The organism is Streptococcus australis (genome assembly GCF_040226615.1).
In the GTDB taxonomy this organism is placed as follows: Bacteria; Bacillota; Bacilli; order Lactobacillales; family Streptococcaceae; genus Streptococcus; species Streptococcus australis_E.
In genome coordinates this window covers 72,276-85,210 of record NZ_JBCOAT010000003.1, presented here as the reverse complement: position 1 = coordinate 85,210, position 12,935 = coordinate 72,276, and the positions used below count along the sequence as shown (strand labels likewise).

Sequence of the window (12,935 nt, the reverse complement as noted above, 5' to 3'; positions counted from 1 at the left end):
TTTTTCAAGATAAAGGCTGTATCTTACAAGACTTTCGAGTGGGTTTTTCGTGTGAGAAAATTCAAAAAGATGCCTGCTCAAGCAGACATCTGAAAGTGGAGACAAACTGTTCATTGATACAAATCTAATAAATTCTATAAAAATTATACTCGTTAGAATTATTCAATCATCTACTAAAACTTTGTTTTTAATCCGAATCACCTCTATAGTAGACATCTCTTCTTTATGCGGTAGCTATTCAGACAAATGGTAAGAATAGCTTGCCACAACCACTTCTTCATGCCAACGAAGGGCATACTTCAATTTCAAACTCATTTGGTTGTGGAGAATATTTTGCCAATGTTTTTTAGGGATGAATTGAGGAACTAAGACTGTGACGGTGTTGCCTTTTTCCTTGGCCTCCTCAGCTACTTTTGAGACAAATTCAACCGTTGGCTGGATAATATCCCGGTAACTCGTCATGACATTTTCAAAGCGAATATGAGGGAAATAATGCTTAAATTCTTCTGCTACCTCAGCATCCTTGACCTTGGTTTCTTCCGTTGAGACGTGCATCGCTATAACATCGTTTCCTAGACTATTTGCATAACTCATAGCTCCCACACTTACCTGAGTGACATTCCCAACAAGGACAATCACGGTATTGCCCGCATAACTTGTCTTTTCGATCTGACCTCCCAAGCGCAATTGGGCCGCAACTTTATCATAGTGATTACGGATGCTCAAGAACATCCAAAGCAAGAGACCAATAATAGGGAAGAAGGGCCAGATCTCACCCAAACGGAATAATAAGAGGATCAAGACAATCCCATAACAGATGGCTGCCCCCAGGATATTGGCAAGGGAATACTTAAGAAATCCTTTTTGATATTGGCGTTTCCAGTGGATCACCATCCCTGTTTGAGAAAGGGCAAAAGGAATGAAGACCCCAATGGTATAAAGCGGAATCAAGCTTTCTGTTTGCCCATCAAAAATCAAGAGCAAGACGATGGCACCAATCGCCAAGGTCAAAATCCCATTAGAATAGCCCAGACGATCCCCTTTTTCCATATACATGTGTGGCATGTATTTATTTTTAGCCATGTTAAAGGCCAACATTGGAAAGGCTGAGAAACCGGTATTAGCCGCAACTGCCAAGATCAAGGCTGTTGATAATTGGAAGACGTAAAAGAAGGCTTGTCCGACTGGGGAATTCCCTAAGATGGCTTGGGCCATTTGGGCTAGAGTTGTCACCCCTTTTGCTGGAACGACACCCACCCAGTAATTGAGGAAGGTAATCCCTGCAAACATGATCCCCAAAATCAAAGCCATAATGGTCAAAGTAGAGGCAGCGTTCTTTGCTTTTGGTTTCTTAAAAAAGGGAACCGAATTGGAGATGGCTTCAACCCCTGTTAGGGAAGCGGATCCACTCGTAAAGGCCCGCAACAAGAGAATAATGCTAACCCCTGAAATAGTTTGGCCAACATGCGCAGTCGCGTTATAGGCCAAATGCCCTGTCAAAATTTGGATCACGCCATAGCCGATTAAGGCAATGGTACTGACGATGAACAGGTAGACCGGACTCATCAAGGATGTGGCCGATTCGCGCAGTCCCCGAAGGTTCATCAGCATCAAAAGCAAGACCAACAAAATGGAAATGTGAAGATTATAAGGATGAAGAGAGGGAATCGCTGACGTGATAGCATCTGCACCGGAAGAAACAGATACCGCTACTGTCAGCATGTAGTCGACCAAGAGGCTCCCTCCAGCGATCAACCCTGCTTTGGGAGACAAGTTCTCCGTAGTCACCATATAGGCCCCTCCCCCTTGAGGGTAGGCATGAATGACCTGGCGATAAGAAATCGTTAAACTAGCTAGGAGAACCAAGACCACAATCCCAATTGGAATGGACCACCAAATAGCTCCTGCTGATACAGTCATCAAGACCAGTATGACTTGCTCTGGACCATAGGCAATAGAAGAAAGCGCGTCACTAGAGAGCATGGCCAAGGCCTGCATTTTCCCTAGCAATCCGCCTTCACCTTCTGCACCAGATTTCAACGGACGGCCAATGAACCATTTTTTCAATGTTGAAAACATAAAAAACTCCTTGAAAAAAGATTATGAGGCCGGGAATTCCCTGCCTCTTTTTCATAAAACAGGGGCTATTCTACTCCTTTTTTTCAAGACTGTCAACCGAAATTATGAAATTTTCATAAAGTTTTCATTGCGTTCATTCATTCAACCTCTCTTAGATCGGTCGGCTTCTTTTCAAATTGATCCAAGCAAAAAACGAGGCTGGGACAAAAATCCTAGCCTCTCAATTATTTTTGGATTGTCGAGCAAGACGCAGTGGTTGAGTGGGCTCTACTACGCTGATTTCATCAGCTTTTACAGCCCTACTCAACTTGTGCGGAGGTGGGACGACGAAATCGAATTCTAACGAAATACCGATTTCTGTCCTACTCTCACTTTTTTATTTTGCTTGATTTTCGACATAAAAGGCAATGACATCCGAAGTGTACTGGGCTGTGCCAACTCCAAACTTGTCGATGTTTTCCTTGAATTCTGGATTATAGACATAGCCTTTGCCGATATGGCCAAAAACCTCTATAGAGCAGTCAAATCCATACGTTCGAATCGCGTCTAAAAGTTTGGCGGCTTCTTCTTGGTTTTCCGATGCTGTTACTGGCAAACCAGCCTGGATGTTTTTCGCCAAGACTTGGAAGACTTGATTAAAGGCTCTTGTCGCCTCCTCTTCTCGACCTTTTTGGCGTTCAAGCGCTTGGTCCATGACTTCTTGACCGTACTTATCTACCGCCTCTTGATGGTATTTTTTAGTATCTTGGTAGCTAAATCCAGTAAATTTTTCCTCAATGGTCATTTTTCTTTCTCCTTTTTGTTCCTGAATGGTTTTTTGCAAGGTGGAAATCAAGGTATCCAGGCGTTGCCTTTCTTGAGTCAAAAAGTCCAACTGTTTGGTCAAATGGGGCAATAAGTTAGATTTTTCTTCCGCTAAGAGTTCTACTATTTGCACTAAGGAAAATCCTAGATATTTGTAGTAGAGAATCACCTGTAATCGTTCTAAATCTTCTTGACTGTATGTTCGATAGCCATTTTCAGATTTCACAGGGACGAGAAGTCCTATCTTGTCATAGTGGTGCAAGGTCTTGACAGAGACACCCGACAGCTCTGCAGCTTCTTTGATATGGTACATGATTTCCTCCTTACAAAGATAGTATAATCCCTCCCCTTAGGTCAGAGTCAAGACTTAACATAAAAATAGTTTTCAGATAAAAAAGGGTTGAGTTGTCCACAGCTTTTAACTCAAACCCTTTCTTTTTTATGGATGACTCACGATCAATTCTAAATCTTGCCCTTCCAAAGTCCAAGATTCAACATCGCTCGTTAAGATAAAGTGGTCTCCTTTTCCAATCGGATAATCTACCCCATCCACCTGAAGGCTTCCTTGCCCTGAGAGAACGCTCAACAAGCTATAATCATGGGTCTTTTCAAATCGAACTTCCCCATTGACTACCCACTTGTGAACCCCAAAGAAGTCATTGGCCACTAACAAAGTAGACGACAAGTGATCGACTTTTTCCTCAACCGGTCGGCTATTCGCTGGAGCCCCTAAGTTCAGCACATCAATGGACTGTTCAATGTGCAACTCACGTAAATTTCCTTGATCATCTTTGCGATCAAAGTCGTAAACTCGATAAGTTGTATCGCTCGATTGCTGGGTTTCCAAGATTAAGATACCCGAACCGATGGCATGCATGGTACCACTTGGCACATAGAAGAAATCTCCCGCTTTCACAGGAACCCGCGCTAAAAGATCATCCCATTCTTTGGCTTCGATCATTTGGCGCAATTCTTCCTTAGACTGGGCGTGGTGACCATAGATAATTTCTGCCCCTTCATCAGCGGCAATAATGTACCAGCATTCAGTTTTCCCAAGTTCTCCTTCATGCTCCATTCCATAGGCATCATCTGGGTGAACCTGAACACTGAGCCAGTCATTAGCATCTAGAATCTTTGTCAACAAAGGAAAGACCGGTTCTGGTCGATTCCCAAACAATTCGCGATGCTCAGCATATAGTTGGTCTAAGCCCATTCCAGCATAAGGTCCGTTCTTAACAACAGAAACACCATGTGGATGGGCCGAAATAGCCCAGTATTCACCTACATGATCGCTCGGGATTTCATAGCCAAACTCATCTCGTAATCTAGTTCCACCCCAAATCTTTTCCTGCATAACTGATTGCAAAAATAGCGGTTGTGACATACCTGCCTCCATATATCCTTGTATTCAATACCTTATTATACCAAATTCCACTCTTTTTTGAAAGCCCTGCCAAGCTCTTTAGCCTCTTTTTAATTTTTTGCACGTTTTTCGCATTTTTACCGGCTTTCCGCTATAATAGGAATATGAACCTCAAAGAATCCATTATCGAATTGGCTCACTCCATTGGTATTTCAAAAATCGGCTTTACCACTGCGGATGATTTTTCCTATTTAGAAAAATCCCTCCGCCTAGCTGTGGAAGAAGGCCGAAATTCTGGTTTTGAGCACAAAAATATTGAAGAACGAATTCAACCACGCTTAAGTTTAGCTTCTGCTAAAACGATTATCTCCATTGCCGTCGCCTATCCCCACAAGTTAAAACAACAACCTCAGAAGACGGCCTATAAACGCGGAAAATTCACCCCCAATAGCTGGGGCCTTGATTATCACTATGTCTTGCAGGATAAATTAGACCGCCTAGCACGAGGGATTGAAGAATTGACCGCCGACTTCGAATACAAAGGCATGGTGGATACCGGTGCCTTAGTGGATACCGCGGTTGCTCAACGAGCTGGGATTGGCTTTATCGGAAAGAACGGCCTCGTCATCTCGAAAGAATACGGTTCTTATATGTTTTTAGGGGAGCTTATCACCAACCTAGAGATTGAACCCGATCAAGCCGTTGACTATGGTTGCGGAGATTGTAACCGCTGTGTAGAAGCCTGCCCGACTTCTTGTTTAATCGGAGATGGCTCTATGAATGCCCGACGTTGCCTTTCCTTTCAGACCCAAGACAAGGGGATGATGGATATGGAATTCCGTAAAAAGATTAAAACGGTCATCTACGGCTGTGATATCTGTCAAATCTGTTGTCCCTACAACCGTGGTTTGGATAATCCACTAGCCACTGACATTGATCCGGAACTCGCTCACCCAGAATTAATCCCCTTTATCGAGCTATCCAATGGACAATTCAAAGAAAAATTCGGAATGGTCGCTGGTAGTTGGCGGGGGAAAAATATCCTTCAGCGCAATGCCATCATTGCATTGGCCAATGCTAACGACCGGTCTGCCATTCCTAAACTGTTAGAAATTATCGAAACCTCGCAAAACCAGATTCATATTGCAACCGCCATTTGGTCACTGGGAGAGCTGATTCGAGAAGTCACACCTGACTTGGTTGATTTATTAACTTCCCTCAAAAACCCTAGTCCAGCTATTATAGAAGAACGCGAACGATTTTTCCAAAAATTCCAACACCAAATCTCACATAATTAAAACTGCCTAACTAAGTTAGGCAGTTTCAGATTTAAGATAAAGTCTTCAGAAAAACTTTCCTTAGGTGAGTACGGACGTTCGGTGAAATTATCCAGTGGATGATTTCAGCAATCCAGGAAGTTCCATGACTAATTATTGAGCCTAAGGTCTCAATAATTCCGAATGCCTGAAACAATTATGTTTCAGGCATTTTCTCACAGCGGAAAGTTTTTATCTTCTTAAATAACTAAACAATAAAAGTCATTTTTTGGTAATCATCTAACTGTTTTATGTAAAACACTAGTTTGTCTACATTCAAAAACTTCTCCCATCCAACCTCTATCAGAAAATTCCTAATAGAGAAAAACTGACGATTCCCCATAGGAGTGCAACGACAAATCCGACCACAACATCACGGACAAAATGAAGTCCAGCCAGAACACGAACTCCTGCCAATAGAAGAGCCAAGGACAGGCCAAGGATAGATAGGATAGGATTTACGCCCCAAGCTACTATAGAAATAATCGCTGCAGAAAAGACATGACGACTTGGCATGGAACTCCCCTTGCCTTCTCTCTCTAAAAGAGGCGGAAACGCGCCAAGCTCATAAGGACGGGGCCAATTGATTTCTTTTCGAATGACACTCAGTAACATAAAGCCAGACGCCGGAACCAACAGATAGGCAAGAACAACCCAAATCTCGGAAGCTTTAAGATAAGCTGCCCAAAGAACATAAACATAAAGGAGTGGCATCAGGAGGGTGACGAGGCGGTTGACCCACTTTAATAAAGAAAGATAATAGGGATGGGACACCAAAAATGGTCTAACCCGTTCATAGAACAAATATTCTTTTTTCATCAACAATTTCTCTTCGATCGATTCCTTAACAAGCAGCAACTGGACCTATATCAAAATCCCTTCCAGGTGATCTAGCTCATGCTGGCAAATTTGGGCCGCAAAACCTTCTAAGCTTATGAGCTGAGGCTTCCAATTCATGTCGCGGTAGGAGACTTGAATCTTTTCAAGGCGGCTCGTTTTTCGGCTCCCTGCCAAAGAAAGGCACCCCTCTTCTGTCTCATAAACTCCTTCTTTCTTGACTAGAACAGGGTTAAAGAGAACCAAGGGCATCAAACCAAATTGGATAATGATCACTCGCTTGCGTACACCAATCATATTAGCCGCCATGCCAACACAGGAATCTTGGTGAGCTCGTAAGGTATCTTGTAAGTCTTGCGCCAGATATAAATCCTCTTTTGTCGCTTCTTCAGATACTTGACTCAAAAAGAAGGGATCCTTCATAATGGCTTTTTCCATCATTTCTCCTCTCTTGCTTAAAAAAGAGAAGGTCATTCATCCATCTTCCCGACGAAGAACTCCCTCCCCTAACATTTTGATACTTTCTGTTGTTTCAGCCTTACCTGATTAGTCTTTTTTGCCGACTTGTTTTGCTAAGACAAAGTTACCCAAGGTTGCTGAACCATTTCCAGCCACCGCAGGAGTCACGATGTAGTCACGAACATCTGGAACTGGTAAGTAGCCGTTCAATAATACTGTGAATTTTTCACGAACGCGATCCAACATGTGCTGTTGTGCCATCACTCCTCCACCAAATACAATCACATCTGGGCGGAAGGTTACAGTAGCATTGACAGCAGCTTGAGCAATATAGTAGGCTTGGATATCCCATACAGAGCTATTGAGTTCGATATTTTCCCCACGAATACCAGTACGAGCTTCCAGGCTTGGACCAGCCGCAAGACCCTCTAAACAGCCTCTGTGGAATGGGCACACACCATTAAATTCTTTTTCAACATCCATTGGGTGTTTAGCAACATAGTAATGGCCCATTTCAGGATGTCCCACTCCACCAATGAATTCACCACGCTGAATGACACCTGCACCAATCCCTGTACCAATTGTATAGTAGACTAGGTTTTCAATCCGAGCACCCGCATTATTACGAGCGACAACTTCACCATATGCCGAGCTATTTACGTCCGTTGTAAAGTAAATCGGTACATTTAATGCACGACGGAAAGCCCCTACCACATCAATATTCGCCCAATGGGGTTTGGGAGTTGTTGTAATAAAACCATATGTTTTTGAATTTTTATCAATATCAATCGGTCCAAATGAACCAATCGCTAAACCAGCAAGGCTTTCAAATTTAGAGAAAAACTCAATACATTTATCAAGGGTTTCAATAGGGGTTGTTGTTGGAAACTGTGTCTTTTCAATGACGTTATTATTTTCGTCACCTACAGCACAAACAAACTTTGTTCCACCAGCTTCAAGACTTCCATATAATTTAGTCATATCAAACCTCTTTTTCAATTCTGTTTTTTTTCTATTATATCACAAAGGGAAACGGTACACTTCTATTCCTTATAGAAAAAACTACTCTTATTTATGTTTAAACATTAGGTGAGCGGCTTTTTTATTCCAAGCCTCACCTCCAAACAAAATTCAAGGACTGGAGGAAGCCCTAACCAGTCCTTGAGTAATCCTATTTTAGATTATGCTTTTACTTCAATAATCGCATCGCCTTTGGCAACTGCACCAGTAGCTACTGGAGTTACTGAAGCATAATCAGCTGTGTTTGTGACGATGACCATTGTTGTATCATCCAGACCAGCTGCTGCAATTTTAGCAGAATCAAATGTTCCAAGAACATCTCCAGCTTTAACCTTGTCACCTTGAGCAACTTTCTGATCAAATCCTTCACCGTTCATTGAAACTGTATCAATCCCAACGTGGATCAAAACTTCAGCACCATTGGCTGTCTTCAAGCCGAAAGCATGTCCAGTTGCAAAAGCAATGGTTACTTCTGCATCTGCAGGAGCATAAACAACACCTTCAGATGGCTTCACTGCAATCCCTTGCCCCATCGCACCGCTTGAGAAGACAGGGTCATTCACATTTTCTAAAGCAACCGCTTGTCCAACGATTGGAGAGATAATCGTTTCATCTTGAAGAGTTTCTGGAACAGTTCCAGTTGTTTCTTCTTCAACTAATTTTTCCGTTTCGTTATTTTCTTTATCAAGAGCCACTCGCAATGCAACACTTGGGATTGTAGCTTTAGAAAGAACATCTGTCATTTGATCTTGCCATTCATCTTGTTCATCTTCAAAACCAAACATGTAAGTAAGAGCAAATCCAAGAGCAAACGATACAGCTACCATTAAAATGTATTGTAAGAGTTGTCCATTACCAATGTAAAGGAGTGTCCCTGGAATAATTGTGATACCATTTCCTGTACCAGCAAGTCCAAGAAGTGAAGCTAATCCACCACCAATAGCACCACCAATCAATGAAAGGAAGAATGGTTTACGATAACGTAAGTTAACCCCAAAGATCGCAGGCTCGGTAATACCAAGGAAGGCAGATAAAGCAGCTGAGAATGAAAGTGCTTTTAGTTTAGGATTTTTAGTTTTCACACCAACCGCTACGGTAGCAGCACCTTGCGCTGTCATGGCAGCTGTGATAATAGCATTAAATGGATTTGCGTGATCAGCTGCAAGCAGTTGAACTTCAAGCAAGTTAAAGATATGGTGAACACCTGATACGACAATAACTTGGTGTACCCCACCAATAACTAATCCACCAAAACCAAATGGTAAGTTAAGAATTGCCTTTGTAGCAAATAAAATATAGGTTTCAACTACGTGGAAAACCGGTCCAATGACGAAGAGTCCAAGAATAGACATTACAAAGAGGGTTACGAATGGTGTTACCAAAAGATCAAGGACATCTGGAACAACTTTTCGAAGTGATTTCTCAAATTTCGCACCAAGAACCCCGATAATAAAGGCCGGAAGAACGGATCCTTGCAAGCCTACGACTGGAATAAAGCCGAAGAATTTCATAGCAGTCACTTCACCACCAGATGCAACAGCCCAGGCATTTGGAAGTGAACCAGAAACAAGCATCATACCAAGAACGATACCAACTGCTGGATTCCCACCGAAGACACGGAAGGTTGACCACACGACAAGACCTGGCAAGATGATAAAGGCCGTATCTGTCAAAATTTGAGTATAAGTCGTAACATCATCTGGAAGAGTTACACCTAGGGCATTCAAGAGACCACGAACACCCATGAAGAGACCTGTCGCAACGATAACTGGAATAATCGGTACAAAGACATCACCAAAAGTACGGATGGCACGTTGGAACCAATTTCCTTGTTTAGCGGCTTCAGCTTTCATTTCATCTTTTGATGAAGTTGGCAAGCCTAGAGCTACTACCTCATCATAAATCTTGTTTACAGTACCAGTACCAAAGATGATTTGGTATTGACCTGAGTTAAAGAAAGCTCCTTGAACTTTTTCAATATTTTCGACAGCATCTTTGTCGACTTTTGCTTCATCTTTGACCATCACACGAAGACGAGTCGCACAGTGAGCAACACTGCTAACGTTCTCAACTCCACCGATCGCATCGATGACTTTTTTTGCAATTTCTGTATTTGACATTTGCAAAAATCTCCTTATTTTTTATTGTTTTGAAAACGGTTAAACCATCTCTACGCTCTTAATTGTACCACGTATTAAAAATATGTCAACCGTTTTGCAGAAAGTTTTTGGTATTTATTTGCGATTTTTGATTGTTTGAAATATGAATTTTTCATTTTCACTCACCGAAAAGACCATACACTCTATATCAAAGTCTATACCCTATTTTAAAATTTTCAAAAACTTTCATACTTTCATTTGTTTTCATAAACCAAATCTAGGATTGACTCCAATATTTTATGACAAACGTTTGACATTTTTTCTCAATTCTTTGGCCAAAGTCTTGCTTTTTTTTATAGAAATCGGTACTATGGAAGTAAGAAAAATTTTGGAGGAGTCAAATGGAATGGACAACCGAACTTCGGTACAAACGGTATGAAGACTGGACCGAAGAAGAAAAGAAACGAATTAAAGAAAAGATGGCCAAATCCCCTTGGCATACTCACTACCATATTGAACCAACATCTGGTCTCTTGAATGACCCAAATGGTTTCTCTTATTTTGATGGCAAATGGATCCTCTTTTACCAAAACTTTCCGTTTGGAGCCGCTCATGGGTTGAAGTCTTGGGTACAACTCGAAAGTGACGATTTAGTCCATTTTAATGAAACCGGAGTGAAGGTCTTGCCTGACACACCTTTAGATAGCCATGGAGCCTATTCTGGTTCTGCTATGCAGTTTGATGACAAACTATTCTTATTCTATACTGGAAATGTTCGCGATGAAGAATGGGTCCGTCATCCCTACCAAGTCGGCGCTTTGATGGACAAAGAAGGAAAGATTGAAAAAATTAACAAAATCTTGATTGATCAACCCGCTGATTCTACTGATCACTTCCGCGACCCACAGATTTTTAATTTCAAAGGCCAATACTACGCCATTGTCGGTGGACAAGACCTTGAGAAAAAAGGATTCGTTCGTCTTTACAAAGCAGTGAATAACGATTATACCAACTGGGTTGAAGTAGGAGATCTTGATTTCAACAATGATCGTACAGCTTATATGATGGAATGTCCTAACTTGGTCTTCGTCGGCGAACAACCTATCCTTCTTTATTGCCCTCAAGGTTTGGACAAAGCGGTCCTCGATTACGACAATATCTACCCAAATATGTATAAGATTGGGGCTTCTTTTGATCCTGAACAGGCTCGTTTAGTTGACGTATCTGAATTGCAAAATTTGGATTACGGCTTCGAAGCTTATGCAACTCAAGGCTTCAATGCCCCTGATGGAAGAGCCTTAACGGTTAGCTGGTTAGGTTTACCAGATGTCGCTTACCCATCCGATCGCTATGACCACCAAGGAGCCTTCTCTTTGGTCAAAGAGCTAACTATTCAGGATGGTAAACTTTATCAATATCCGGTCGAAGCTGTAAAAGAGCTCCGCTCCACCTCTTCCGAATTTACAAACAAGGAAACAACCAATAATTGCTACGAGTTAGAATTAGCCTTTGAAGCCAATAGCAAAAGCGAGATTATTCTCCTAGCCGATAAAGAAGGCAAAGGACTTTCTATTACTTTTGATATTGCAAATGGTCAAGTCATTGTCGACCGTAGCCAAGCCGGCGAACAGTATGCCCAAGAGTTTGGAACTACTCGTACTTGCCCGATCGAAAATCAAGCGACAACAGCTACAATTTTCATCGATAACTCGATTTTTGAAATTTTTATCAACAAAGGAGAAAAAGTATTCTCTGGTCGCGTCTTCCCGCATGCTGATCAAACTGGTATCTTGATCAAATCCGGAACACCTACTGGAACATACTACGAACTAGACTATGGTCGCAAAGCTCACTGATGTCGCCAAACTAGCTGGTGTCAGCCCCACGACAGTTTCACGAGTCATTAACAAAAAGGGCTATTTATCTGAAAAAACTGTCTCAAAGGTTAAAGAGGCTATGAGGGAATTGGGCTACAAGCCGAATACGATTGCTCGGAGCCTACAAGGAAAATCAGCCAAGTTAATCGGCTTAATCTTCCCAAAAATCAGCCATGTCTTCTATGCAGAATTAATCGATAAACTGGAAGAAGAACTGTTTAAACATGGGTATAAAACCATTATTTGTAATAGCGAGCATGATTCGGAAAAAGAACGTGAATACATCGAAATGCTAGAAGCCAATCAAGTGGATGGGATTATTTCTGGTAGTCATAATCTAGGGATTGAAGATTATAACCGGGTCACAGCTCCTATCATCGCCTTTGACCGGAACCTCTCCCCTGAGATTCCAGTCGTCTCTTCAGATAACTACGCTGGGGGCGTCCTTGCTGCAGAAACCCTTGCCAAGACTGGGGCAAAAAAGATTATCATGATTACAGGGAATGATAACTCCAATTCCCCAACTGGTCTTCGCCATGCTGGCTTTGCTTCCGTCCTACCAGAAGCACAAATCATCAATGTTTCCAGTGATTATTCACCTATTCGCAAAGAAATGGAAATCAAGTCCATCTTGACCCAGCAAAAACCGGATGCCATCTTTGCGTCTGACGATCTAACGGCTATTTTGGTAATGAAAATCGCTGACGAACTCGGCATTGCTATTCCGGAGGACCTGAAGATCATTGGCTACGATGGGACCTACTTTATTGAAAATTATTTCCCCCGTCTCACCACCATCAAGCAACCCTTACAAGAGATTGCTCGTCTGACGGTCGACCTTCTTCTTCAAAAAATTGAAGGAAAAGACGTAAAAACAACAGGCTATTTTCTCCCTGTTAGTGTTTTACCCGGCAAAAGTGTTTAAAAGAGAGTGGGACAGAAATCGGTAATTCGTTAGAATTCGATTTCGTCGTCCCACCTCCGCACAGTTGAGTAGGGCTGTAAAAGCTGATAAAATCAGCGCAGTAGAGCCCACTCAACCACTGCGTCTTGTTAGACAATCCAAAGTCAATTAAAAGGC

General features: G+C 42.1%; 10 protein-coding genes. 3 read left to right on the top strand and 7 right to left on the bottom strand.

Annotated features, from left to right (window positions below; translation table 11 throughout):
• Positions 1-234: 234 nt before the first annotated feature.
• The 3 genes from ABT997_RS04200 to manA form a co-directional block, all read right to left on the bottom strand.
• Positions 235-2,079: an APC family permease gene (locus tag ABT997_RS04200; protein ID WP_350018823.1), complete on the bottom strand. Its 1,845-nt coding sequence runs from the start codon at positions 2,077-2,079 to the stop codon at positions 235-237.
• A 376-nt stretch (positions 2,080-2,455) separates the two neighbouring features.
• A complete protein-coding gene (locus ABT997_RS04195; RefSeq protein WP_350018822.1) occupies positions 2,456-3,196 on the bottom strand; it encodes a MerR family transcriptional regulator in 741 nt (246 codons plus the stop codon).
• 126 nt (positions 3,197-3,322) lie between these two features.
• The gene (manA, locus tag ABT997_RS04190; protein ID WP_350018821.1) at positions 3,323-4,267 is read right to left on the bottom strand and encodes a mannose-6-phosphate isomerase, class I; all 945 of its coding nucleotides are present in this window, start codon (positions 4,265-4,267) and stop codon (positions 3,323-3,325) included.
• Positions 4,268-4,410: 143 nt separating this feature from the next.
• Here manA and queG point away from each other — a divergent pair, with 143 nt between their 5' ends.
• Positions 4,411-5,544 carry a tRNA epoxyqueuosine(34) reductase QueG gene (queG, locus tag ABT997_RS04185; RefSeq protein WP_350018820.1) on the top strand — a complete coding sequence of 378 codons (1,134 nt, stop codon included), beginning with the start codon at positions 4,411-4,413 and terminating at the stop codon, positions 5,542-5,544.
• A 321-nt stretch (positions 5,545-5,865) separates the two neighbouring features.
• Here queG and ABT997_RS04180 read toward each other — a convergent pair whose 3' ends face one another.
• The 4 genes from ABT997_RS04180 to ABT997_RS04165 form a co-directional block, all read right to left on the bottom strand.
• Positions 5,866-6,381 (bottom strand): phosphatase PAP2 family protein, encoded by a 516-nt coding sequence (locus tag ABT997_RS04180; RefSeq protein ID WP_350018819.1) that lies wholly within the window; start codon positions 6,379-6,381, stop codon positions 5,866-5,868.
• Between the two features lie 45 nt (positions 6,382-6,426).
• Positions 6,427-6,837, bottom strand: a complete 411-nt coding sequence (locus ABT997_RS04175) for a peptide deformylase (RefSeq protein WP_350018818.1) — start codon at positions 6,835-6,837, stop codon at positions 6,427-6,429.
• Between the two features lie 108 nt (positions 6,838-6,945).
• The gene (gene scrK / locus ABT997_RS04170; RefSeq protein ID WP_350018817.1) at positions 6,946-7,839 is read right to left on the bottom strand and encodes a fructokinase ScrK; all 894 of its coding nucleotides are present in this window, start codon (positions 7,837-7,839) and stop codon (positions 6,946-6,948) included.
• Between the two features lie 200 nt (positions 7,840-8,039).
• A complete protein-coding gene (locus ABT997_RS04165) occupies positions 8,040-9,998 on the bottom strand; it encodes a sucrose-specific PTS transporter subunit IIBC (RefSeq protein WP_350018816.1) in 1,959 nt (652 codons plus the stop codon).
• A 380-nt stretch (positions 9,999-10,378) separates the two neighbouring features.
• Between ABT997_RS04165 and ABT997_RS04160 the strand changes: the two genes are divergently transcribed.
• Positions 10,379-11,833, top strand: a complete 1,455-nt coding sequence (locus tag ABT997_RS04160; RefSeq protein WP_314369396.1) for a sucrose-6-phosphate hydrolase — start codon at positions 10,379-10,381, stop codon at positions 11,831-11,833.
• Positions 11,814-12,779 carry a LacI family DNA-binding transcriptional regulator gene (locus tag ABT997_RS04155; RefSeq protein WP_140814284.1) on the top strand — a complete coding sequence of 322 codons (966 nt, stop codon included), beginning with the start codon at positions 11,814-11,816 and terminating at the stop codon, positions 12,777-12,779. The genes ABT997_RS04160 and ABT997_RS04155 overlap by 20 nt, the downstream gene beginning before the upstream one ends.
• The last annotated feature ends 156 nt before the right edge of the window (positions 12,780-12,935 follow it).